Origin of the sequence: Streptomyces flaveolus (assembly GCF_044765825.1) — a bacterium.
GTDB lineage: Bacteria > Actinomycetota > Actinomycetes > Streptomycetales > Streptomycetaceae > Streptomyces > Streptomyces flaveolus.
This window is the reverse complement of record NZ_JBIWKU010000001.1, coordinates 286495-310568: the sequence shown is the minus strand read 5'-3', so window position 1 is coordinate 310568 and position 24074 is coordinate 286495. Positions and strand designations below refer to the sequence as shown.

Here is a 24074-nt window from a genome sequence, read left to right as displayed (position 1 = left end):
GCGGGGACGCCGGACGGCCTGAAGAGTCGATCACACGTCGAAGTAGAGCTCGAACTCGTGCGGGTGCGGACGCAGCTGGAGCGGGGCGATCTCGTTCGCGCGCTTGAAGTCGATCCACGTCTCGATCAGGTCCGGCGTGAAGACGTCGCCCTGGAGGAGGAACTCGTGGTCGGCCTCGAGGCGGTCGAGGACGGCGCCGAGGGAGGTCGGGACCTGCGCGACGTTGGCGTGCTCCTCGGGAGCCAGCTCGTAGAGGTCCTTGTCGATCGGCTCGGCCGGCTCGATCTTGTTCTTGATGCCGTCCAGACCCGCGAGGAGCAGGGCCGAGAAGGCCAGGTACGGGTTGCCGGAGGCGTCCGGGGCGCGGAACTCGACGCGCTTGGCCTTCGGGTTCGAGCCCGTGATCGGGATACGCATCGCGGCGGAGCGGTTGCGCTGCGAGTAGACCAGGTTCACCGGCGCCTCGAAGCCCGGCACCAGGCGGTGGTAGGAGTTCACCGTCGGGTTGGTGAAGGCCAGCAGCGACGGGGCGTGCTTGAGGATGCCGCCGATGTAGTAGCGGGCGGTGTCCGACAGGCCGGCGTAGCCCTGCTCGTCGTAGAACAGCGGCTCGCCGTTGCTCCACAGCGACTGGTGGACGTGCATGCCCGAGCCGTTGTCACCGAAGATCGGCTTCGGCATGAAGGTCGCCGTCTTGCCGTTCTTCCAGGCCACGTTCTTCACGATGTACTTGAAGAGCTGGAGGTCGTCCGCGGCGGCGAGCAGCGTGTTGAACTTGTAGTTGATCTCGGCCTGGCCGGCGGTGCCCACCTCGTGGTGCTGGCGCTCGACCTTGAGGCCGGACCGCTCCAGCTCCAGGGAGATCTCGGCGCGCAGGTCGGCGAAGTGGTCGACCGGCGGGACCGGGAAGTAGCCGCCCTTGTAGCGGACCTTGTAACCGCGGTTGTCCTCCAGAGCACCGGTGTTCCAGGCGCCGGCCTCGGAGTCGATGTGGTAGAAGGACTCGTTCGCGCTGGTGGCGAAGCGGACGGAGTCGAAGACGTAGAACTCGGCCTCGGGACCGAAGAACGCCGTGTCGGCGATGCCGGTGGAGGCGAGGTAGGCCTCGGCCTTCTTCGCCACGTTCCGCGGGTCGCGGGAGTACTGCTCGCCCGTGATCGGGTCGTGGATGAAGAAGTTGATGTTGAGGGTCTTGTCCCGGCGGAACGGGTCGATGCGCGCCGTGGACAGGTCGGGGCGCAGGGACATGTCCGACTCGTGGATGGCCTGGAAGCCGCGGATCGAGGATCCGTCGAAGGCCTGCTCGTCGTCGGGGTCGAACGCCTCGGCGGGCAACGTGAAGTGCTGCATGACGCCCGGCAGGTCGCAGAACCGGACGTCGACGAACTTGACGTCCTCGTCCGCGATGTACTTCTTGGCCTCGTCGGCGTTCTGGAACATCCAGCTCCTCCTACTCCCGACCGTCCCGCCGGGGTGGTAGATCGTTCGTGCGGCCAGTGCGGGTGGCACACGCTGCCTCGACCCTAAGGACGGGTGATTTCTCGGGCGTGACCCATTTGTTTCGCAGAAGTTAACCGGCTCCCTTCCAGCCTAGGCCCCATCCGGGCCCGGCACACCCCGCTGCGCACCCCGCCGTCCTTGGGGCATATGGGGGCGCAGTACCGTGGACGGGTGGACAACAGGCAAGCAATCGGATCGTGGCTCTCCGGGCCGCGCGCGGCCATCGAAGGGGCCGGCGCCGATCTCGGATACCGGGGCGAGCAGCTCGGGCTGCCGGAGGAGGGGCCGGGCTCCATCGCCCGTCCGGGCCGCAGGCTCGGCGCCCTCGCCGTCGACTGGGCCCTGTGCTCCTTGATCGCATACGGCCTGATCACGGGCAGCTACGGCCAGACGGCGAGCAACTGGGCGCTGCTGATCTTCTTCGTGCTCAGCGTCCTGACCGTCGGCACGCTCGGCTTCACCCCGGGCAAGCGCCTCTTCGGTCTGCGCGTGGTGGAGCTGGGCACGGGCCGCGTCAGCCCGGCGCGCGCGCTGCTGCGATCGGTCCTGCTGTGCGTCGCGATCCCCGCGCTCATCTGGGACCGCGACGGCCGGGGGCTGCACGACCGGCTGGCGCGCACCGTGGAGGTCCGGATCTAGCACGCGGTCCTACGGCGATGGGGGCGCCCGCAGCCACGCGGCGGTAGCCGCAGATTGGCTCGTCGGGCGCCCCCATCGCCGTACCGCGTTCGGGTGCGAGTGCTGGGTCGTGCCGGGCTCAGCGTCGGGGGTTGCCGCCCTTGGGCATCCGCATGCCCTTGGGCATCGGGCCCTTGGGCAGGGGCATGTTGCTCATCAGGTCGCCCAGCGCGCGCAGCCGGTCGTTGGTCGCGGTGACCTGCGGGCCGGTCAGGACGCGCGGAAGCTTGAGCATGGTCGTGCGCAGCTTCTTCAGCTCGACCTGGTCCTCGCCGGTGCCCACGATCAGGTCGTGGACGGGCACGTCGGCGACGATCCGGTTCATCTTCTTCTTCTCGGCCGCCAGCAGGGACTTCACCCGGTTCGGGTTGCCCTCGGCGACCAGCACGATGCCGGCCTTGCCGACCGCGCGGTGCACCACGTCCTGGCTGCGGTTCATCGCCACCGCGGGGGTCGTCGTCCAGCCCCGGCCGATGTTGTCCAGTACCGCCGCGGCGGCGCCCGGCTGGCCCTCCATCTGCCCGAAGGCCGCCCGCTCGGCCCGGCGCCCGAAGACGATCGCCGTCGCGAGGAAGGCGAGCAGCAGGCCCAGGATGCCGAGATAGATGGGGTGACCGATCAGGAAACCGATCGCGAGGAGGACACCGAAGACGACGATGCCGACACCCGCGAGCACAAGACCGATCTTCTTGTCGGCCTTGCGGGTCATCTTGTAGGTCAGAGCGATCTGCTTCAGTCGCCCGGGATTCGCAGCGTCCGCTGCAGGTTCCTTCCTCGCCATGTCGTGAAGTCTACGTGGCCGGGAAGGCGCCGACGACGGCAGTGCCCGGCGCCGCCGTACGGGGGAGGTCAGCGGCGGCCGGCGACGACCTGCTGCTGCAGGACCCGCTCGGTCTCGATCCGCTCCTTGGCCCGGCGGCGGTCCTCCAGCACGGAGGTCCAGGCGTTGCGCCGGGCGGTGCGCTGGCCGCTGCCCATCAGCAGCGACTCGACGGCGCGCAGGGCGTCGGTGAACGACGGGATGGCGGTGGCGCGAACGGGCGCGGCCTGCATGGTGGAGGTCCCCCCTCGGTACGGATCCGGGTGCGGGTGTACGTGCTGTGATTCCAGGGTCACTGATTGGTGTTACCAGGACGTGACCCGCCGGTCAAACGCACATGAAGCGGTGGTGCCGGGGCCCGGAACGGCGACGCGGCCCCGACCAGGTGCCCTCATCTGCGAGGACGGTCGGGGCCGCGGTGTATCGGCCACTACTGCCGAGTAGTGTCTTGTGCGTGAATTCACACGCGGTGCGCCTCCGCCGGGCGGGCGGAGGCTGACGGTGCGTCAGACGGCCTGGCCGGCGACGACGGTGTCGCGCTTCTCGACCGCCATCCGGTAGAGCCGCCCGGCGCGGTAGGACGAGCGCACCAGCGGGCCGGACATCACGCCGGAGAAGCCGATCTGCTCGGCCTCCTCCTTCAGCTCCACGAACTCCTGCGGCTTGACCCAGCGCTCCACGGGGTGGTGGCGCACGGACGGGCGCAGGTACTGCGTGATGGTGATCAGCTCGCAGCCGGCCTCGTGCAGCTGCTTGAGCGCCTCGCTGATCTCCTCACGGGTCTCGCCCATGCCGAGGATCAGGTTGGACTTGGTCACCAGGCCGTAGTCGCGGGCCTCGGTGATCACCTTCAGGGAGCGCTCGTAGCGGAAGCCGGGGCGGATCCGCTTGAAGATGCGCGGCACGGTCTCGACGTTGTGCGCGAAGACCTCGGGGCGCGAGTCGAAGACCTCGCGGAGCAGCTCCGGCACCGCGTTGAAGTCGGGGGCCAGCAGTTCGACCTTGGTGCGGCCCTCCTGGCGCTCCGCCGTCTGCTGGTGGATCTGGCGCACCGTCTCCGCGTACAGCCAGGCGCCGCCGTCCGGCAGGTCGTCACGGGCCACGCCGGTGATGGTGGCGTAGTTCAGGTCCATGGTGACCACGGACTCGCCCACCCGGCGCGGCTCGTCGCGGTCGAGCGCCTCGGGCTTGCCGGTGTCGATCTGGCAGAAGTCGCAGCGCCGGGTGCACTGGTCGCCGCCGATGAGGAAGGTCGCCTCGCGGTCCTCCCAGCACTCGTAGATGTTGGGACAGCCGGCTTCCTGGCAGACCGTGTGCAGGCCCTCGCTCTTCACGAGGTTCTGCATCTTCGTGTACTCGGGGCCCATTTTCGCCCGGGTCTTGATCCACTCGGGCTTGCGCTCGATGGGGGTCTGGCTGTTGCGGACCTCCAGGCGCAGCATCTTGCGTCCGTCGGGTGCGACTGCGGACACGACCGGCTCCCTAGCGATTGATTCTTCGGCGACCTTCAGGGTACGCCCGTTGATTTGATGCCCGGCGAGGGTGCTGGCCTTGCTGGGGGCTGCGGCCCCCAGGCCCCCGCTTCGGCCCTGAACGGGCCTTGCCCTCAAACACCGGACCGGCTGGGTTTATGCCGCCGGCGCCGAGATCACGCCGGGGTCTTCTCGATCAGCCTCGGCTTGAGGTCCGCGTTCTCCAGGACGTCCCGCAGGTGGCGCTCCGCCACCGGGAGGACCTCCTCGATGGTCACGTCCCGGCCCAGCTCGTTCGCCAGGGACGCGACGCCCGCGTCGCGGATGCCGCACGGAATGATCTTGTCGAACCACTTGTTGTCGGGGTTCACGTTCAGGGCGAAGCCGTGCATGGTGACGCCCTTGGCCACCCGGATGCCGATCGCCGCGATCTTGCGGTCCTCGCGGCGCTGGCCCGCGTTGGACGGGGCGTACTCCGGCCCGTTGAGGCGGGGGTCGAACTCCTCGTCGGTCAGACGCGGGTCGAAGTCGAGAGAGAGGCCCGCCCCTCCATGTCGCGCCGGGCGCTTCTCCACCGGGTCGCCGAGGACCCAGACCCCGCTGCGGCCCTCGACCCGGGTGGTCTCGACGCCGAAGTCGGCGCAGGTGCGGATCAGCGCCTCCTCCAGCCGCCGCACGTGCGCGACGACGTCGACCGGGCGCGGGAGCTTCTGGATCGGGTAGCCGACCAGCTGGCCCGGTCCGTGCCAGGTGATCTTGCCGCCGCGGTCCACGTCGATGACCGGCGTGCCGTCGAGCGGGCGCTCCTCGTCCGCGGTGCGCCGCCCGGCCGTGTAGACCGGCGGGTGTTCGAGAAGCAGCACGGTGTCCGGGACCTCGTCGGCGAACCGCGCGGCGTGCACCCGGCGCTGCTCGTCCCATGCCTCCTGGTACTCGACGCGCTCGGCGCCGAACCCCATTCGGATGAACCGAAGCTCACTCACGGCAAGAGCCTCCCTGGAAGGTCGTAAGGCACGAACCGTGCCCACGCCACTGTACGACCGCCTGCCTGACCTCCGTCGGGGGGCCGCTGTCCGTCAGCTCGACAGGGAATCCTCACACGATCGGATGAATGGCAGAGGAATGGTGCGATCGGCTGCTTACTCTCCGCTACATTCGCGCCGTTCACGAGGCCATAAGGGCTGCTCACAGGCGCTCCGGGCATATCGAAGGGCCCGGAAGGCAGGAGACCGCACCGCACCATGACGGAACGACCCGCGCAGCGCACCCCCAACCGCCAGCTCGCCGCGCTCATCGCCGAAGCGGGGTTCTCCAATGCGGGTCTCGCGCGTCGCGTCGACCAGCTCGGACTCGAACACGGCCTGGACCTGAGATACGACAAGACGTCCGTCACCCGGTGGCTGCGCGGCCAGCAGCCACGCGGCACCACCCCCGCCCTGATCGCCGAGGTCTTCACCCGGCGCCTCGGCCGCCGCCTCAGCGCTCAGGACCTCGGCCTGGACGCCTGCGCCCCCGTGTACGCGGGCCTCGAGTTCGCCGCCACCCCGGAGGAGGCCGTCGACATCGTCGGCGGGCTGTGGCGCAAGGACTCCGGCAGCCACGCCGAGCTGCGCAAGATCGCCTTCACCCCGGCCGGACTCGTCGTGCCCAGCCGGGACTGGCTGATCGGCCGCGCCGACGAGAAGGTGGCCCGCTCGGAGGTGCCCGTCCGCATCCCCGCGCAGGGCCGTCCGGCGTTCCCCGGCGGCCCGGTGCCGCTCGCCCCCTCACGCCGGCGGGTGCCGGCCGACCGCGGGCCCGGCCAGAAGGTCACCGGCGGCGACCTCGCCGCGCTGCGCTCGGTGGGCGAGCTGTTCCGCAGCCTCGACGACCGGTACGGCGGCGGCCATGCCCGCCAGGCCCTCGTGCGCTACCTGGAGCACGAGCTGGAGCCGATGCTGCGCGGCACCTACGGCGAGCAGACCGGCCGCCGGCTGTTCGCCGCCGCCGCCGACCTGACCCGGCTCGCGGGCTGGACGTCGTACGACATCGCCGCGCACGGGCTCGCCCAGCGCTACTTCGTGCAGGCGCTGCGGCTCGCCCAGGCGGCCGGGGACCGGGCGTACGGCTCGTACGTGCTGGTCACCATGAGCCGCCAGGCCGTCTACCTCGGCCACGGCCGCGAGGCCGTGCAGCTCGCGCGCGTCGCCCAGCAGGGCGTCGGCACCTCCGCGCCGCCGGTCGTGCAGACGCTGCTGCACGCCGCCGAGGCGCGGGCGCACGGCGTCCTCGGCGAGGTGCGGGCGTGCACGGCCGCCCTGGTGCGGGCCGAGCGCGCCCTGGAGGCCGCCCGGCCCGGGGACGAGGTGCCGCACTGGGCGCGCTTCTTCGACGAGGCACAGCTCGCCGACGAGTTCGGGCACTGCCACCGCGACCTCCAGCAGTTCCGCGCCGCCGCCCAGCACGCGGAGCGCTCCCTGCAACTGCGCGCCCCCGCCTACGCCCGCAGCCGGCTGTTCTGCCGGGTCGTCCTCGCCACCGCCCGCCTCGGCCTCGGCGAACTCGACCAGGCCTGCCAGCTGGCCGCCGAAGCGGCCGGGCAGGCGGCCGAGATGCGGTCGGTACGGGCGGCGGAGTACGTGCGCGACTTCGAACGGCGGCTGGAGCCGTACCGGGACGCGGCACCCGTGCGCGGCTACCGCGACAAGGTGGCGGCCCTGGGGTGACGACGTGGCGGCCCTGGGGTGACGACGCCCTCTAGGCGGCGCGTGCCGTGGACAGGGACTCGGCCTTGTGCATCGACCGGCCAGCGCCCAGGTCCGTCAGGATCGCCGCCGACGCCCGGTGGGCCGAGTGCAGCGCGCCCTGGACGGTGCTCGTGTCACGGTGGTCGCCGCACACGTACAGGCCGGCCAGCAGCCGTACCGGCCGGTGCGGGTCGTGCGGCGGGCGCATGGCGGGCACCGCCTCGGCCGTGTGGTGCACGGCCAGGGTCTCCCAGCGGCCGGTCGGCGTGCCGTAGAGGCGGGCCAGATGGATGCGTACGGCCGCGTCGACGTCGGACGGGACGGGGCCGAGGACCGTCGAGGAGACCAGGGCGCGGCCGGCCGGCGCGCGCGACGGGTCCACGTGGCTGACCACCGCCGTGTGCGCGACCGGCCCGCCGCGGTCCGCGTCGAGCAGCAGGGACGCGCCGGTCGCCGGGGGCTCGTCGGTCGTGTGGTGCACCACCGTCACCGGATGGAAGTCCGGCACCCGCAGGCCCGGCAGCAGTTCGGCGGCGGCGCGGGCGTCGGTCGCCACCAGGACGGCCCGGCAGCGGATGACGCCGTGCTCGGCGGTGGTCACCGCGTTGGTGGCGACCGCGGTGACCCGGACGCCGGTGTGCACGGTGCCCGGCGGCAGCGTCCGCGCCAGCAGCTCCGGCACGGTCTCCGCCCCGCCCTCGGGCAGCACCGGCCGCCCGCTCGCGAAGGCGCGCAGCGCGAGGTCGGCGCACCGGCTGGAGGTGGTGAGGTCCGGGTCGTGCAGCAGGGCGGCGAGCAGCGGACGCAGGAAGCCGTCGATCGTGCGGGCGGGCAGTCCGCGGGCCGCCAGCGCCTGCGCGGCGGGCAGCTCCGGGCGCGCCAGCAGCCGTTCGGCCGGGGTGCTCGCGAGGCGGGTCAGCGCGGCGCCGAGCCGGGCCTGGTCGACGGCGGTGCCCAGCGGGGCGCCCGTCCGCGGCCGGGGGGCGGCTACGGGCCGGCCCGGCACCCGGGGCGCGGGGAGCGTGCGCCGGGGCGCGGAAACCGCCCGAGGGGCGCTCGCCAGGGCGCGCACCGTATGGAGTGCGCCCCTTGCGCCCCGGGTGCCGGCCGGGGCGCCCGCGCGATGGTGGCGGCCCTCGCTGTGCAGCAGCACCCCGGGCGCGAACGGCAGCAGCGCGAGGCCGTCCAGCCCGGGGGTGAGGCGCAGTTCGGGATACGCCGTGGAGAGCAGCTGTCCGATCCTGTCGAGCCGGAATCCGTCGACCTTCTCGGTCGCCATCCGGCCGCCCACTCCCTGGGCGGCCTCCAGGACCGTGGTCGTCACTCCTGCGCTGGTCAGCCGATGCGCCGCGGCGAGGCCGGCGATCCCGGCCCCCACGACGACGACGTCCGCCTGGTACGCGGGCTCAAGCACGTGCCCCTCCTAGGGGGTGTCGTTCGGATCATGCCGCAGACGCGGGGTCTGGCACGCCCACCTGCGGCGTTGTCGTCACTCGCCGACGCTCCGCGTCGACTCCCTCCTCCGCCTCGCGTCCGGACGAGCCGGATACCGCTCACCGGCGCTGACGAAGAACCGCCGATCTGCTGCGTCCCGATCCAAACGACACCCCCTGGAGGTCGCGCGGCCGCTGGAGACGTCATGCCCCCAACCGGCTTGAGGGATACCCGAGTTCATCCCGAGATTAAGGCCGTGACCGGTCAGGGGGAGTCGCACGGAGGCAGGGCACGGTCGCACGGCGGTCGCATATGGCTGCACTACGGCCGTCAAACGGTCACAAGGGGGCTCGCCCCTCTCTCACAGCGCCGCCCGGATCGCCCCTTCGATCTCCGGGAAGGCGAAGCGGAAGCCCGATTCCAGGAGGCGGGCCGGCAGTACGCGGGCGCTGCCCAGAACGTCGCCGGACATCTCGCCGAGCACGGTCCGCAGCACCGGCGCGGGCACGGCGAAGAGCGTCGGCCGGTGCAGCACGCGCCCCATCGCCGCGGTGATCTCACGGTTCGTCAGCGGGTGCGGGGCGGTGACGTTGAACGGGCCGGACAGGTCGTCCCGGTCCAGGAGGTGCCGGATCGCGGCCACCTCGTCGTGCAGCGCCACGAACGACCAGTACTGCGACCCGTCGCCCAGCCGTCCGCCGAGCCCCGCCCGGAAGAGCGGGAACAGCCGCCCCCAGGCCCCGCCGTGCCGGGCGACGACCAGCCCGGTCCGGACGAACACCGTCCGCACGCCCGCCTCCCGGGCGGGCGCCGCCGCGTCCTCCCACTCCACGCACACCGACGGCAGGAAACCCTCGCCCGCGGGCGCGCTCTCGTCGACGGGCCGCCCGCCGGTCTCCCCGTAGAAGCCGATCGCGCTGCCGTTCACGAAGACCCGTACCGGCCGCTCCAGCGAGGCGACGGCCTCGGCGAGCGCCCTGGTGCCGAGCACCCGGCTGTCGCGGATCCGCGCCTTGTACGCCTCGCTCCAGCGGCGGTCGCCGACCCCCGCCCCGGCCAGGTTGACCACGGCGTCGCACCCCTCGAGCCCGGCCGCGTCCACGCGTCCCGCGGCGGGGTCCCACCGGACCTCGTCCGCACCCCGCGGGGCGCGGCGCACCAGGCGCACCACCTCGTGCCCGTCCGCGGTCAGGGACCGCACCAGTGCGCTGCCGATGAGACCGGACGCGCCGGCCACCGCGATACGGGAACGTTCCGAGTCGTCCATGCGTCCATCCTGCCCGGATCCGCCGGAAACCTCTGTCCGGGCGCGCGCCGTACAGTGATCGCCATGCCAGTTCCCCGCATACGCCGAGCCCGGCCCGAGGACGAGCAGCCGCTGCGCCGGCTCGACCGCGCGACCTGGTCGTACCAGCACGCCGTCTCGCCCCCGCCGGGACCGGACGATCCCTTCTTCGGGGAGCGCTCGGGCCCCGACGACCACCTCGTCGCCGAACTCGACGGCACCCTCGTCGGCTACGTCCGCCTCGGCTTCCCGACGCCACTGGCCTCCAACGCCCACGTACGCCAGATCCGGGGCCTCGCCGTCGCCGACGCGGCCCGCGGTCACGGCGTCGGCCGGGCCCTCGTCCGCGGCGCCGTCGAGGAGGCCCGCAGTCTGGGCGCCCGCCGCATCACCCTGCGCGTCCTCGGCCACAACACCGCGGCCCGGGGGCTCTACGAGTCGGAGGGCTTCGTCGTCGAGGGCGTCCAGCCGGAGGAGTTCCGCCTCGACGGCGAGTACGTCGACGACGTGCTGATGGGGCAGCGGCTGACGTAGGGCCCACGGTGCCGGACGGTTCCACCGCCCGGCCCGGCTCGCGTCGCGGACGGGGCGGATTGACCGGACAGTGGGACCATGCGTGTCTTCCGAGGTCCGCGCGGCCCCCGGGAACGGCGTCCGGACCGCATACCGGCCCCGGCCCGGATGCTGCTCGGCTGCCTGCCCGGCCTCGCCGCCGTCGCGGCGCTGGTGCTGTGCGCGAGCGGGGTGGAACGGGCCGTCGAGACGAACGCCCACTCGGCCACCGCGGCCCCGCACACCGCCCCGCGGCCGCCCGTCGTGCCCCGCTCGGTCTGGCTGGGCGGTGACGCCCGCACCCAGCCGGCCCCGCGCTACGACGACGAGATCCGCGCCGTCTTCGTCCACCACACCGACACACCGAACGGCTACGACTGCGCCGACGTGCCGGGCATCCTCCGCGGGGTCTACGGGGGACAGACCGGCGCCCGGAACTGGGACGACATCGGCTACAACTTCGTCGTCGACCGCTGCGGCACCATCTACGAGGGCCGTGCCGGCGGCATCGACCGCCCCGTCACCGGAGCCCACACCCAGGGCTTCAACCACCGCACCACCGGCATCGCCGCCCTCGGCACCTTCACCGCGGGCGTCCCCGTGCCGGACGCGCTGACCGACGCGATCGCGGCGCTGACCGCCTGGAAACTGGGCCCGACCGATACCGACCCGCGCGGGACGGTCCGCCTGGTCTCCAGCAACGGCCTCAGCCGGTACGCCGCCGGCAGCACCGCCACCCTGCCCGCCGTCGCGGGGCACGGGGAGGGCTACCGGACCAACTGCCCGGGCGAGGCCCTGTCCGCCCGCCTCCCGCACATCAGGGACCTCGCGGCCCGCCTCCAGGGAAGGACCGGCTGACCGGGCGGCGGGGGCCGTCCCAGCAGGTCTCAGCCGTCCCCGAAGCGCTCCCACAGCCTAGGGAGCCGTTCGGCGACGGCCCGGTCGTCCTCCAGGTCGATCGGGGTGCCCAGCGGTTCCGTGGGGGGCGGTGCGATGCCGAGGTCGGGGGCGACGGTGCCGGTGAGCTGCTCGTAGGCCTCGTCGGCCGCGTAGCCGAGCTCCTCCCCGTCGCCGTCCAGCTCCTCGTCGAAGTCGTCCAGCAGCTCGGCGAGCGAGTCGGGCTCGTGCACCGCGCCCTCGTACACCTCGCGGCCCTGACCGATCAGCCAGCACCGGAAGTAGTCGAAGGCGTCGTCGCTCGCTCCGCCGAGCAGCACCCACGCGGCACCCCACAGGTCCCACGTGCAGGCCCGGTTGTAGCGGGCCTCGAAGTGGCGGGCGAAGTCCAGGACGAGGTCCGGGTCCAGTTCGAGGAGCCGCTCCAGGAGCAGGTCTGCCTGGTCCTCGGGGTCGCCTTCGGCGCCCCGCCGGGTGGAGTCGATCAGCTCCCAGAACTCCGTCTCGTCCATCACGGGTCCAGCATCGGCCCTGAAGAGGTGCCACGCACGTGGAGCGGAGCGGATCGTTATCTCCGGGCGGGCCGGGGCCGCCGGGCCGTCGGGTGCGGTCAGGTCCCGTCCCGGTACAGCGCGGCGAGGCGCCGGGCGTCCCGTGCGAAGCGTTCACGCAGTTCCCCGGGTGCCAGTACCTCCACCTCCGGTCCGAGCGCCCTCAGCTGGGTGTGGGCCACCTCCTCGGACTCCACCGGCACCGTCACCGTCACCCACCCGTCCGCGTCCGGCGCGCCGGCGGCCTCCAGAGCCTCCCGGGCGGCCGGGGCGTCCACGGCGTACGGCAGCTCCCGCACGCCCCGCTCGGACAGCCGCACCACGACCTCGGCCCGCAGGATCGAGCGCGCGAACTGCTCGGCCCGCTCCGCCCAGAACGCGGGCAGGTCGAACTCCTCGTCCCGCGCGAACCGCTCCCCGCCGGATTCCACCGCCGTGAACCGGTCTATCCGGTACACCCGGAACGAGCCGCCGTCCGGCACCCGTGCGCACAGGTACCAGACCCCCGCCTTCAGCACGAGCCCGTACGGCTCCAGCTCGCGGACGACCTCCTCCTCCCCACGCCGGTAGCGCGCGGCGATCCGCCGGTCGTCCCACACCGCGTCCGCGACCGCCGGCAGCAGCTCGGGCGTCCGCGGCTCCCGGAACCAGCTCGGCGCGTCCAGGTGGAACCGCTGGGCGGCCGTGCGGGAGGCGTCCCGCAGGGAGGGCAGCAGCGCGGCCGACACCTTCAGCCGGGCCGCCGACGCGGCGTCCTCCAGCCCCATCTCGCGCAGCGCCCCCGGCACCCCGGACAGGAACAGCGCCTCCGCCTCGCCGCGCGCGAGCCCCGTGAGCCGCGTCCGGTACCCGCCGATCAGCCGGTAACCCCCGGCCCGGCCCCGCTCGGCGTACACGGGCACGCCCGCCTCCGACAGCGCCTGCGCGTCCCGCGTCACGGTCCGCTCCGACACCTCCAGCTCCCGGGCCAGCTCCGCGGCGGTCATGGCCGGGCGGGACTGGAGCAGCAGCACCATCTTGATGAGGCGGGCAGCACGCATGCCCACATCATGCAGGAGGCCCCCGCCGAAGCGGGGGCCTCCTCGGGTCAGGGCCTCACAGGCCGTAGCGCTCGCGCGCTTCCTTCACGGCCGTCGCCTGGACCTCGCCGCGCTTGGCGAGCTGGGCCAGGGCCGCGACGACGATGGACTCGGCGTCCACGCCGAAGTGGCGGCGGGCGGCCTCACGGGTGTCCGACAGACCGAAGCCGTCGGCACCCAGCGAGGACCAGTCCTGCTCGACCCACTGCGCGATCTGGTCCGGGACCTGGCGCATGTAGTCGGAGACGGCCAGCACCGGACCCTCGGCACCCTGGAGCGCCTGACGGACGTACGGCACCCGCTCCTCGCCGCGCAGCAGCGCCGCGTCGGCGTCCAGCGCGTCCCGGCGCAGCTCGGTCCAGGAGGTCGCGGACCACACGTCGGCGGCCACGCCCCACTCCTCGGCGAGCAGACGCTGCGCCTTGAGCGCCCAGTGGATCGCCGTACCCGAGCCCAGCAGCTGGATGCGCGGGGCGTTGGCGACCGGGGTCAGACCCGCCGACTCCGCCGTGTTGAAGCGGTACAGGCCCTTGACGATGCCCTCGTCGACGCCGGGCGCGGACGGCTTGGCCGGCTGCGGCATCGGCTCGTTGTAGACCGTCAGGTAGTAGAAGACGTTCGGGTCCTCGTCCGGGGCCGCCTCGCCGTACATACGGCGCAGACCGTCCTTGACGATCGTCGCGATCTCGTACGCGAACGCCGGGTCGTACGACAGCGCGGCCGGGTTGGTCGCCGCGATCGCGGGGGAGTGGCCGTCCGCGTGCTGGAGGCCCTCACCGGTCAGCGTGGTCCGGCCGGCGGTGGCGCCGACCAGGAAGCCGCGGCCGAGCTGGTCGCCGAGCTGCCACATCTGGTCGGCCGTGCGCTGCCAGCCGAACATCGAGTAGAAGATGTAGAACGGGATCATCGCCTCGCCGTGCGTCGCGTACGACGTCGAAGCGGCGATGAAGTCGGCCATCGACCCGGCCTCGGTGATCCCCTCGTTGAGGATCTGGCCGTTCTCGGCCTCCTTGTAGTACATCAGCTGGTCGCGGTCGACCGGCTCGTACGTCTGGCCCTTGGGCGAGTAGATGCCCAGCGACGGGAACAGCGACTCCATGCCGAAGGTGCGCGCCTCGTCGGGGACGATCGGCACCCAGCGCTTGCCGGTCTCCTTGTCGCGGACCAGGTCCTTGACCAGGCGGACGAAGGCCATGGTGGTGGCCACGCTCTGCGTGCCGGAGCCCTTGTCGAAGGAGGCGAACGCCTTGTCGGCGGGGGCCGGCAGCGGAGCCAGCGGGTGCACGCGGCGGGCCGGGGCCGGACCGCCGAGGGCGGCGCGGCGCTCCTGGAGGTAGCGGACCTCGGGGGAGTCGGCGCCCGGGTGGCCGTAGGGGACCACGCCGTCGACGAAGTCGCTGTCCTTGATCGGCAGGCCGAGCAGGTCGCGCATGTCCTTGAACTCGTCCACCGAGAGCTTCTTCATCTGGTGGTTGGCGTTCTTGGACGCGAAGCCGGGGCCGAGGGTGTGGCCCTTGACCGTCTGGGCCAGGATCACGGTCGGCGCGCCCTTGTGGGCGAGCGCGGCCCGGTACGCGGCGTAGACCTTGCGGGACTCGTGGCCGCCGCGCGAGTAGTGGAAGCACTCGAGGATCTTGTCGTCGGACAGCAGCTTGGCCATCTCGACGAGCGCCGGGTCCTTGCCGAAGAAGTCCTCGCGGATGTAGGCCGCGTCGCGCGTCTGGTACGTCTGCACCTGCGCGTCCGGTACCTCGCGCAGCCGGCGTACGAGCGCGCCGGTGGTGTCGAGCTGGAACAGCTCGTCCCAGGCGGTGCCCCACAGCGACTTCACGACGTTCCAGCCGGCGCCGCGGAACTGGGCCTCCAGCTCCTGCACGATCTTGAAGTTGGCGCGGACCGGACCGTCGAGGCGCTGCAGGTTGCAGTTGATGACGAAGGTCAGGTTGTCCAGGCCCTCACGGGAGGCGAGGGTGAGCGCGGTGGTGGACTCCGGCTCGTCCATCTCGCCGTCGCCGAGGAACGCCCACACGTGGGAGTTCGTCAGGTCCTTGATGCCGCGGCTGGTCAGGTAGCGGTTGAAGCGCGCCTGGTAGATCGCGGAGATCGGGCCGAGGCCCATGGAGACGGTGGGGAACTCCCACAGCCAGGGCAGACGGCGCGGGTGCGGGTAGGACGGCAGGCCGTTGCCGCCGGCCTCGCGGCGGAAGTTGTCGAGCTGCTCCTCGCTGAGCCGGCCGTCGAGGAAGGCGCGGGCGTAGATGCCGGGGGAGGCGTGGCCCTGGATGTAGAGCTGGTCGCCGGAGCCGTCCCCCTCCTTGCCCTTGAAGAAGTGGTTGAAGCCGGTCTCGTACAGCCAGGCCGCGGAGGCGAAGGTGGCGATGTGGCCGCCGACGCCGTATTTGCTCCCGCGGGTCACCATCGCCGCCGCGTTCCAGCGGTTCCAGGCGGTGATCCGCTGCTCCATCTCCTCGTCGCCGTCCACGGTGGGCTCGGCGGAGGTGGGGATGGTGTTGACGTAGTCCGTCTCGAGGAGCTTCGGCAGGGCGATGCCGGCGCCCTCGGCGCGCTCCAGTGTGCGGCGCATCAGGTACGCGGCACGGTGCGGCCCGGCCGCCTTGGTGACGGCGTCCAGGGAGGCCCGCCACTCGGCGGTCTCCTCGGGGTCGCGGTCCGGGAGCTGGTCGAGCTCGCTCGGCTGGATGGCGTTGGGGTCGGTCATGTCGCCGCCTTCCTCAGTCGAAGGGGGTTCCCTCAAGTCAAGGGTTCGGGGGTGCCCTAGGTCTTTGGCAGGACAGGGCGTGGGGCTTGGGGTGCAAGCCCGTCGGTGACTGTAACTCCCTGATCGATGATCGATCAAAGGGTTGAGGGCCAAAACCTCTCGATCCCGAGAAAGTCGGCACGCGGTGCCTCCGGCGGTGGCACGGGGTGACTGTTCTGTTTGGCGTTTGTGCAGGTGAGCGCGGGGGAGCTCGGGTGGTTCGATGATTCGGCGGCTGTGGGTGCGTCGTGGCTGATCGCGCAGTTCCCCGCGCCCCTGAAGGGGTGCGGGGCTGCGTCGGTATGCGGCTCCGCCGCGCGGGCGCGGATCGGGGGTCTGGGGGCGCAGCCCACCGGGAGGGGAGGGGCGGCGGGGGCGGAAGACTAGGCGCGCGGGGCGCAGCCCAGGACGTGGGCCTTCACGATCTCGGGGATACGGGGATCGTGACGCCGGAACGCCGCGACCAGTTCCTCGTGCTCCTCCGCGTACGACTGCTGCACCGTCCCCAGCCACCGTATCGACAGCGCCGTGAACACCTCGATGCCCAGCCCTTCCCACGTGTGCAGCAGCACCGAGTTGCCGGCCGCCCGCACCAGCTCCCGGTGGAAGCCCACCGTGTGCCGCACCTGGGCCGTCCCGTCGGCCACCCGGTCGGCCTCGTAGAGCGCGGCCACGTGCGGTTCCAGGACCGAGCAGTCCTCGGCGAGCCGCTCCGCGGCCAGCTCCGCCGCGATGGCCTCCAGGCCCGCCCGGACCGGGTAGCTCTCCTCCAGATCGGCGGCGGTCAGATTGCGTACGCGTACGCCCTTGTTCGGCGCCGACTCGATCAGCCGCAGTGACTCCAGCTCGCGCAGCGCCTCCCGGACCGGGGTCTGGCTGACCTCCAGCTCGGTGGCGATCCGCCGCTCCACGATCCGCTCGCCCGGCTGCCAGCGTCCGCTGATGATCCCTTCCAGGATGTGCTCGCGGATCTGTTCCCGCAGCGAGTGGACGACGGGCGCGGTCATGAGAGCTCCTTCGGGAGGGTCCCCTTCGGACCCCTGGGGCGTTGACGCTTAGACAATACGGCCGCCGCGGCGCGCGGGAAGGGCGCACGGGGGCGCTTTTACGCAGGTGAGACGAGACTTACACAGCGTGCCGCCGCCGGAACGCGACGGTGCCCCCGCCCGGGAAGCTCCGGGCGGGGGCACCGTGGGGACCCACTGGCAGGGGAATTACAGGCCGAGCTCGACCTCGAACTCGCCCGCCTCCAGGATCGCCTTGACCGCCGTCAGGTAACGGGCGGCGTCGGCGCCGTCCACCAGACGGTGGTCGTAGGACAGGGTCAGGTACGTCATGTCGCGGACGCCGATGACCGTGCCCTCCTCCGTCTCGATGACGGCCGGACGCTTGACCGTGGCACCGAGGCCGAGGATGGCGACCTGGCCCGGCGGCACGATGATCGTGTCGAACAGGGCGCCGCGCGAACCGGTGTTGCTGATGGTGAAGGTCCCGCCGGACAGCTCGTCCGGAGTGATCTTGTTGGCGCGGACCTTGCCCGCCAGCTCGGCCGTGGCCTTGGCGATACCGGCGATGTTGAGGTCACCGGCGTTCTTGATGACCGGGGTCATCAGGCCCTTCTCGGAGTCCACCGCGATACCGATGTGCTCGGTGTCGAAGTAGGTGATGGTCCCCTCGGCCTCGTTGATCTTGGCGTTGATGGCCGGGTGGGCCTTCAGCGCCTGGGCGGCGGCCTTGACGAAGAACGGCATCGGGGAGAGCTTGACGCCCTCACGGGCCGCGAACGCGTCCTTGGCCCGGGCGCGCAGCTTCATCAGGCGGGTGACGTCGACCTCGACGACCGACGACAGCTGGGCCTGCTCGCGCAGCGCCTTGACCATGTTGTCGCCGATGACCTTGCGGATGCGCGGCATCTTGACGGTCTGGCCACGCAGCGGGGAGGCCTCCAGGGTGGGGGCCTTCTTCGCGGCGGGCGCGGCGGCAGCGGCGGCCGGAGCCGGAGCGGCGGCCTTGGCGGCCTCCGCGGCGGCGGTGACGTCCTGCTTGCGGATGCGGCCGCCGACGCCGGTGCCCTTGACGGTGGACAGGTCGACGCCGTTCTCGGCGGCGAGCTTGCGCACCAGCGGGGTGACGTAGGCGCCCTCGTCCACCGGCTGGGCGGCGGCCGGGGCGGCCGGAGCGGCAGCCGGGGCCGGCGCGGGCGCCGGGGCGGCCGGAGCCGGGGCGGGCGCCGGGGCGGTCTGCTGCTGCGGGGCGGGAGCCGAGGGCGCCTGCGGGGCCGGAGCGGCAGGGGCGGCCGGGGCCGGAGCCGGGGCGGCCTGCTGCGGAGCCGGGGCCGGCTCGGGCTGCGCGGGGGCGGCGGGCTGGGCCGGGGCGGCACCCGCCTCGCCGATGACGGCCAGCTTGGCGCCGACCTCGGCGGTCTCGTCCTCGCCGACCACGATCTCCAGCAGGGTGCCGGAGGCGGGGGCCGGGATCTCGGTGTCGACCTTGTCGGTGGACACCTCGAGCAGCGGCTCGTCGGCCTCGACGCTGTCGCCGACCGACTTCAGCCAGCGGGTGACGGTGCCCTCGGTGACGGACTCGCCGAGCGCCGGCAGGACCACGTCGGTGCCCTCGGCGGAGCCGCCGGCAGCGGCCTCGGCGGTGGGAGCGGGCGCCGGGGCGGCCTGCTCGGTGGACGGCGCGGCCGCGGCGGGCTCGGGCGCCGGCTCGGCGACCTGCTCGGCCTGCGGGGCGGCCTCGGCGGCCGGGGCGCCGGTGCCGTCGTCGATCAGGGCCAGCTCGGCGCCGACCTCGACCGTCTCGTCCTCGGCGACCTTGATGGAGGACAGCACGCCGGAGGCGGGGGCCGGGATCTCGGTGTCGACCTTGTCGGTCGAGACCTCGAGCAGCGGCTCGTCGGCCTCGACGCGCTCACCCTCGGCCTTGAGCCAACGGGTGACGGTGCCCTCGGTGACGCTCTCGCCGAGCGCCGGAAGGGTTACGGAAACCGCCATGGTTTCGGTTGCTCCTTACGAATTGCGGAAGTCTGTGTCGTCGCGCCCAGTGACCGAGGGAAGGTCAGTCGTGGGAGTGCAGCGGCTTGCCGGCCAGCGCCAGGTGGGCCTCGCCGAGCGCCTCGTTCTGCGTCGGGTGGGCGTGGATGAGCTGGGCCACCTCGGCGGGCAGCGCCTCCCAGTTGTAGATCAGCTGGGCCTCGCCGACCTGCTCGCCCATGCGGTCGCCGACCATGTGGACGCCGACCACGGCACCGTCCTTGACCTGGACGAGCTTGATCTCGCCGGTGGTCTTGAGGATCTTGCTCTTGCCGTTGCCGGCCAGGTTGTACTTGAGGGCGACGACCTTGTCCGCGCCGTAGATCTCCTTGGCCTTGGCCTCGGTGATGCCGACGGAGGCGACCTCGGGGTGGCAGTACGTCACCCGCGGCACGCCGTCGTAGTCGACCGGGACGGTCTTCAGACCGGCCAGCCGCTCCGCCACCAGGATGCCCTCGGCGAAGCCGACGTGCGCGAGCTGGAGCGTCGGGACCAGGTCGCCGACGGCGGAGATGGTCGGGACGTTGGTCCGCATGTACTCGTCGACCAGGACGTAGCCGCGGTCCATGGCGACCCCGGCCTCCTCGTAGCCCAGGCCCTGCGAGACCGGGCCGCGGCCGATGGCGACGAGCAGGACCTCGGCCTCGAACTCCTTGCCGTCGGCGAGGGTGACCTTGACACCGTCCTGGGTGTACTCGGCCTTGTCGAAGAAGGTGCCCAGGTTGAACTTGATGCCCCGCTTGCGGAAGGCGCGCTCCAGCAGCTTGGAGCTGTTCTCGTCCTCGACCGGCACGAGGTGCTTGAGGCCCTCGATGATCGTGACGTCGGTGCCGAAGGACTTCCACGCGGAGGCGAACTCGACGCCGATGACGCCGCCGCCCAGGATGATCGCGGACTCCGGCACGCGGTCCAGGACGAGGGCGTGGTCGGAGGAGATGATCCGGTTGCCGTCGATGTCCAGGCCCGGCAGCGACTTCGGCACGGAGCCGGTCGCCAGCAGGACGTGGCGGCCCTGGATGCGCCGCCCGTTGACGTCCACCGAGGTCGGGGAGGACAGACGGCCCTCACCCTCGATGTAGGTCACCTTGCGCGAGGCGATCAGACCCTGCAGGCCCTTGTACAGGCCCGAGATCACGTCGTCCTTGTACTTCTGGACGGCCGGTACGTCGATGCCCTCGAAGGTGGCCTTCACACCGAACTGCTCGCTCTCGCGGGCCTGGTCGGCGATCTCACCCGCGTGCAGCAGGGCCTTGGTGGGGATGCAACCCTTGTGCAGGCAGGTGCCGCCGACCTTGTCCTTCTCGATCAGGGCGACGTCCAGACCCAGCTGCGCCCCTCGCAGGGCCGCGGCGTAACCACCGCTACCACCGCCGAGGATCACTAGGTCGAAAACGGTGCTGGCGTCGTTCGCCACGTCACGTCCTCCATGCATGTGCGCCACCGGTCGTCGGTGACCGGCTGGCGGCTGGTGTCCGGCCGCTCGTTCTTCGGCCCTTGGTTGGGGCCCTGTCCTGCCGAGCCCCATCTTCGCACTTGTGGAAGGCGAACGAGACGTGGGGCCGGGGTGTGAGACACCCCACGTTCCCTCGTGGCCGGGGGAGGGGGAACGCGGGAAGGAGCGCGGGCGGTATCGGCCTGCGGCTCCGCCGCGTGGGCGCGACCGCTCACGTCCGCCTGCTCCCGACGCCGAGGTCACGCCGCCGGGGGCGCGGGGAACCGCGCGACGAGCCACGACGGGCCCGACGTCGCACGGTCACCCGCACCCCCGAGCTCGTAGGCGCCGTCACCCGCGCCCCCGGCTCGTACGCACCGTCAGCCGAGGTCGCCCGCGGCCGTCAGCTCCGCGACCCGCACCAGCGTCCGCACCGCCGTACCCGTGCCGCCCTTCGGCGTGTACCCGAACGGCCCGCCCTCGTTGAAGGCCGGACCCGCGATGTCCAGGTGCGCCCAGGTGATGCCCTCGCCGACGAACTCGCGCAGGAACAGGCCGGCCACCAGCCCGCCGCCCATCCGCTCACCCATGTTGGCGATGTCGGCGGTCGCGGAGTCCATGCCCTTGCGCAGGTGCTCCGGCAGCGGCATCGGCCACGCCGGCTCGCCGACCTCCTCGGCCGCCTCGTGCACCGCGGCACGGAACGCGTCGTCGTTCGCCATGACCCCGTACGTACGGCTGCCCAGCGCCAGCATCATCGCGCCGGTCAGCGTCGCCACGTCGATGATCGCGTCCGGCTTCTCCTGCGAGGCCGCCCACAGGGCGTCGGCGAGGACGAGACGGCCCTCGGCGTCGGTGTTGAGGACCTCCACCGTCTTGCCGCTGTACATGCGCAGCACGTCACCCGGGCGGGTGGCGGAGCCGGACGGCATGTTCTCGGCCAGCGCCAGCCAGCCGGTGACGTTGACCTCGAGGCCCAGGCGCGCGGCGGCGACGACCGCGGCGAACACGGCGGCGGCGCCGGCCATGTCGCACTTCATCGTCTCGTTGTGCCCGGCCGGCTTCAGCGAGATGCCGCCCGAGTCGTAGGTGATGCCCTTGCCGACGAAGGCGAGGGACTTCGTCGCCTTGGACGAGGTGTACGACAGCTTCACCAGCCGCGGCCCCGACGCCGAACCGGCGCCGACACCGAGGATGCCGCCGTAGCCGCCCTTGGTCAGCGCCTTCTCGTCGAGCACCTGCACCTTGATGCCGTGCTCCTTGGCGGCGGCCTGCGCGATCGCGGCGAACGACTCGGGATTCAGGTCGTTCGGCGGGGTGTTGACCAGGTCGCGGGCGCGGTTCAGCTCCTCGGCGACGGCCGTGGCACGCTCGATCGCGGCCTTGTACGCCTTGTCGCGGGGCTTGCCGCCGAGCAGCGCGGCCTCGGCCAGCGGCGCCTTGCCGTTCTTCGCCTTCGCGGCGCCCTGCGCCTGACGGCCGTTCTCCTTGTACGCGTCGAAGGAGTACGCGCCGAGCACCACGCCCTCACCGACGGCGCCGGCGTCGGCGGCCTCGGTCAGCGGCAGCGCGAAGACGGCCTTCTTGGCGCCGGCGAGCGCGCGGGCGGCGACACCGGCGGCCCGGCGCAGCGCCTCGGCGTCGAAACCGGCGTCCTTCTCGGGCTCGGCGCCCAGGCCCACCGCCACCACGACGGGGGTCTTGAAGCCGGACGGCGCGGGCAGCTTCGTCACCTCGCCCTCCGCACCGGAGGCACCGAGGGTCTCCAGCACGTCGGCGAGCCTGCCGTCGTACGCCTTGTCCACGGCCTCGGCGCCCGGTGCGACGACCGGGCCGCGTGCGCCCTTGGCGACACCGATCACGATCGCGTCGGCCCGCAGGCCGGGCACCGCTGCGGTGGAGAGAGTGAGAGCAGTCACGGTGGTGAAATCTCGCTTCCGTATGAAGTCCTGTATGGCCGAATGCGGGTGGGTCGACCGGGCCCGACAACCGACCCTAGATCCCTCCTGCGGTGCGGTATCCACCTGGGCAGGAGTACACCCGGCACGAGCCTACGCTCGCGCCGCGGCCCGCTCGCTCCCGCGCCCCGCGTTTCCCGCGCGTACGGGATCATTCCTGGGGTACGCCGCCCCCACCCCTGGAGCACGCCCCATGAGACGCCCGGCCCTGGTCACAGCCCTGCTCCTGCTGCTCGCGGGGTGCTCGTCCGCGTCCCCCGAGGACGACGGGCGGGACGACGCCGGCCACTGGCAGCCGCGCCCCGGCACCGCCTGGCAGTGGCAGCTCAGCGGCAGGCTCGACACCACCGTCGACGTACCGGTCTACGACATCGACGGCTTCGACCACACCGCGTCCACGGTGGCCTCTCTGCACGACGACGGCCGCAAGGTCATCTGCTACGTGTCCACCGGCGCCTGGGAGGACTTCCGCCCCGACGCGGCGGACTTCCCCGAGTCGGTGCTGGGCAAGGGCAACGGCTGGGGGGGCGAACGCTGGCTGGACATCCGGGCGACGGACGTCCTGGAGCCGCTGATGGCCGAACGCCTCGACATGTGCCGCGACAAGGGCTTTGACGCCGTCGAGCCGGACAACATGGACGGCTACCGGAACGAGACCGGCTTCCCGCTCACCGCCGGCGACCAGCTCCGCTACAACCGGCTGATCGCGAAGCTCGCCCACGACCGGGGCATGGCCGTCGGCCTGAAGAACGACCTCGACCAGATACCGGAGCTGGTGGACGACTTCGACTTCGCGGTCAACGAGCAGTGCGCCCAGTACGGCGAGTGCGCCGACAACAAGCCGTTCGTCGACGCGGACAAGGCGGTCTTCCACGTCGAGTACGAGCTGCCGACCGACCGTTTCTGCGCCGACTCCCGTGAGCTGCGGCTGAGTTCGATGCTGAAGAAGTACGAGCTCGGCGCGTGGCGCGAGGCCTGCTGAGCGTCAGCCCAGCACCAGGACGACCAGCGCGGCCGTGGCCGCCGTCTCCGCGACCCCGCCGAAGACGTCACCGGTGACCCCGCCGAAGCGGCGGACGCAGTGCCGCAGCAGCAGTTCGGCGACGGCGACGGCGCACAGCACGGCGAGCGCCGTACGGACCGCGTCGCGCGTGCCGAGGAACGCGCCGGCCGCCGCCCCGGCCGCCGTGACGGCGACGGCCACGCCCAGTGCCCCGCACGCCGGGACCACCCCGGCGACCGCCGCGCCCAACCCCTCCGGGCGCGCGGCCGGGACCCCGGCGCGGGCGGCCAGGGTGAGCGCCAGCCGGGCGGCGGTCGCCGAGACCACGGCGGCGAGCGCGCCCCGCGCCCATGAGCCGTCGTACGCCTGCGTCAGTGCGGCCACCTGGGCCAGCAGTACGAAGACGAGGGTGATCACGCCGAACGGGCCGATGTCCGACTGCTTCATGATGCGCAGTGCGTCCTCGGCGGGCTTCCCGCTGCCCAGTCCGTCCGCGGTGTCGGCCAGCCCGTCCAGGTGCAGGCCCCGGGTGAGCACGGCGGGCACGGCGGCGGTGGCGACCGCGGCGAGCAGGGTGCCGGCGCCGAGGGACAGCAGCACGAGCCCGGTGGCGGCGGCAGCGGCCCCGACGGCCAGCCCGGCCAGCGGGGCGCACAGCATGCCGCCGCGCGCCGCCCCGCGGTCCCAGCGGGTCACCCGGACCGGGAGCACGGTGAGGGTGCCGAACGCGAAACGGAGGCCGTGGGGGGAGGGGGTCCTGAGCACCGGCGCAGACTACCCGGTGGCCACCGGGGCACTTCCGGGGCCCGGGGATGCCGCGTCGTCCGGGGGACGGCCCCCGGGCCTCCGGCCGATCAGAGCAAGCGGCACCGCCGCACCGGGCGTGTCACC

20 protein-coding genes are annotated in these 24074 nt (G+C 72.5%); 5 read left to right on the top strand and 15 right to left on the bottom strand.

Annotated features, from left to right (window positions below):
- Window positions 1–30: 30 nt before the first annotated feature.
- Window positions 31–1440, bottom strand: a complete 1410-nt coding sequence (glnA, locus tag ACIRG6_RS01390) for a type I glutamate--ammonia ligase (protein ID WP_189228140.1) — start codon at window positions 1438–1440, stop codon at window positions 31–33.
- Window positions 1441–1671: 231 nt separating this feature from the next.
- On the opposite strand from glnA, the gene ACIRG6_RS01385 reads away from it, so the two are divergent.
- Window positions 1672–2139, top strand: coding sequence for an RDD family protein (locus ACIRG6_RS01385; protein WP_189228141.1), 468 nt, complete (start codon window positions 1672–1674; stop codon window positions 2137–2139).
- 118 nt (window positions 2140–2257) lie between these two features.
- Here ACIRG6_RS01385 and ACIRG6_RS01380 read toward each other — a convergent pair whose 3' ends face one another.
- The 4 genes from ACIRG6_RS01380 to lipB all read right to left on the bottom strand — a co-directional run bounded on the left by ACIRG6_RS01380 (window position 2258) and on the right by lipB (window position 5453).
- Window positions 2258–2959, bottom strand: a complete 702-nt coding sequence (locus ACIRG6_RS01380; protein WP_189228142.1) for a DUF4191 domain-containing protein — start codon at window positions 2957–2959, stop codon at window positions 2258–2260.
- 68 nt (window positions 2960–3027) lie between these two features.
- Window positions 3028–3231 carry an SCO2195 family GlnR-regulated protein gene (locus ACIRG6_RS01375; protein WP_403320164.1) on the bottom strand — a complete coding sequence of 68 codons (204 nt, stop codon included), beginning with the start codon at window positions 3229–3231 and terminating at the stop codon, window positions 3028–3030.
- 273 nt (window positions 3232–3504) lie between these two features.
- A complete protein-coding gene (lipA, locus tag ACIRG6_RS01370; RefSeq protein ID WP_239768554.1) occupies window positions 3505–4470 on the bottom strand; it encodes a lipoyl synthase in 966 nt (321 codons plus the stop codon).
- 176 nt (window positions 4471–4646) lie between these two features.
- Window positions 4647–5453 (bottom strand): lipoyl(octanoyl) transferase LipB, encoded by an 807-nt coding sequence (lipB, locus tag ACIRG6_RS01365; protein WP_364684527.1) that lies wholly within the window; start codon window positions 5451–5453, stop codon window positions 4647–4649.
- Window positions 5454–5711: 258 nt separating this feature from the next.
- Here lipB and ACIRG6_RS01360 point away from each other — a divergent pair, with 258 nt between their 5' ends.
- Window positions 5712–7175: a regulator gene (locus ACIRG6_RS01360; protein WP_225636285.1), complete on the top strand. Its 1464-nt coding sequence runs from the start codon at window positions 5712–5714 to the stop codon at window positions 7173–7175.
- A gap of 31 nt (window positions 7176–7206) precedes the next feature.
- Here ACIRG6_RS01360 and ACIRG6_RS01355 read toward each other — a convergent pair whose 3' ends face one another.
- The gene (locus ACIRG6_RS01355; RefSeq protein WP_403320162.1) at window positions 7207–8610 is read right to left on the bottom strand and encodes an NAD(P)/FAD-dependent oxidoreductase; all 1404 of its coding nucleotides are present in this window, start codon (window positions 8608–8610) and stop codon (window positions 7207–7209) included.
- Window positions 8611–8991: 381 nt separating this feature from the next.
- Complete coding sequence (locus ACIRG6_RS01350) at window positions 8992–9897, bottom strand: TIGR01777 family oxidoreductase (RefSeq protein WP_318218270.1); 906 nt, start codon at window positions 9895–9897, stop codon at window positions 8992–8994.
- 63 nt (window positions 9898–9960) lie between these two features.
- Here ACIRG6_RS01350 and ACIRG6_RS01345 point away from each other — a divergent pair, with 63 nt between their 5' ends.
- Window positions 9961–10449 carry a GNAT family N-acetyltransferase gene (locus ACIRG6_RS01345; protein WP_350721863.1) on the top strand — a complete coding sequence of 163 codons (489 nt, stop codon included), beginning with the start codon at window positions 9961–9963 and terminating at the stop codon, window positions 10447–10449.
- A gap of 147 nt (window positions 10450–10596) precedes the next feature.
- The gene (locus ACIRG6_RS01340; RefSeq protein WP_365023948.1) at window positions 10597–11325 is read left to right on the top strand and encodes a peptidoglycan recognition protein family protein; all 729 of its coding nucleotides are present in this window, start codon (window positions 10597–10599) and stop codon (window positions 11323–11325) included.
- Window positions 11326–11354: 29 nt separating this feature from the next.
- Here the strand turns inward: ACIRG6_RS01340 and ACIRG6_RS01335 are convergent, their stop codons facing one another.
- The 7 genes from ACIRG6_RS01335 to ACIRG6_RS01305 form a co-directional block, all read right to left on the bottom strand.
- Window positions 11355–11876 carry a DUF4240 domain-containing protein gene (locus ACIRG6_RS01335; RefSeq protein WP_318218713.1) on the bottom strand — a complete coding sequence of 174 codons (522 nt, stop codon included), beginning with the start codon at window positions 11874–11876 and terminating at the stop codon, window positions 11355–11357.
- Between the two features lie 98 nt (window positions 11877–11974).
- A complete protein-coding gene (locus ACIRG6_RS01330) occupies window positions 11975–12955 on the bottom strand; it encodes a helix-turn-helix transcriptional regulator (RefSeq protein ID WP_403320160.1) in 981 nt (326 codons plus the stop codon).
- Between the two features lie 55 nt (window positions 12956–13010).
- The gene (aceE, locus tag ACIRG6_RS01325; protein WP_318218266.1) at window positions 13011–15713 is read right to left on the bottom strand and encodes a pyruvate dehydrogenase (acetyl-transferring), homodimeric type; all 2703 of its coding nucleotides are present in this window, start codon (window positions 15711–15713) and stop codon (window positions 13011–13013) included.
- Window positions 15714–16135: 422 nt separating this feature from the next.
- Window positions 16136–16759 (bottom strand): GntR family transcriptional regulator, encoded by a 624-nt coding sequence (locus ACIRG6_RS01320; protein ID WP_161167398.1) that lies wholly within the window; start codon window positions 16757–16759, stop codon window positions 16136–16138.
- Window positions 16760–16966: 207 nt separating this feature from the next.
- A complete protein-coding gene (gene sucB / locus ACIRG6_RS01315) occupies window positions 16967–18751 on the bottom strand; it encodes a 2-oxoglutarate dehydrogenase, E2 component, dihydrolipoamide succinyltransferase (RefSeq protein ID WP_403320157.1) in 1785 nt (594 codons plus the stop codon).
- 64 nt (window positions 18752–18815) lie between these two features.
- Complete coding sequence (gene lpdA, locus ACIRG6_RS01310) at window positions 18816–20204, bottom strand: dihydrolipoyl dehydrogenase (protein ID WP_364684544.1); 1389 nt, start codon at window positions 20202–20204, stop codon at window positions 18816–18818.
- A gap of 398 nt (window positions 20205–20602) precedes the next feature.
- Complete coding sequence (locus ACIRG6_RS01305) at window positions 20603–22141, bottom strand: leucyl aminopeptidase (RefSeq protein ID WP_350726789.1); 1539 nt, start codon at window positions 22139–22141, stop codon at window positions 20603–20605.
- A gap of 232 nt (window positions 22142–22373) precedes the next feature.
- On the opposite strand from ACIRG6_RS01305, the gene ACIRG6_RS01300 reads away from it, so the two are divergent.
- Window positions 22374–23162: an endo alpha-1,4 polygalactosaminidase gene (locus ACIRG6_RS01300; RefSeq protein ID WP_403320154.1), complete on the top strand. Its 789-nt coding sequence runs from the start codon at window positions 22374–22376 to the stop codon at window positions 23160–23162.
- Window positions 23163–23165: 3 nt separating this feature from the next.
- Here ACIRG6_RS01300 and ACIRG6_RS01295 read toward each other — a convergent pair whose 3' ends face one another.
- A complete protein-coding gene (locus ACIRG6_RS01295; RefSeq protein WP_403320151.1) occupies window positions 23166–23948 on the bottom strand; it encodes an adenosylcobinamide-GDP ribazoletransferase in 783 nt (260 codons plus the stop codon).
- Window positions 23949–24074 lie beyond the last annotated feature (126 nt).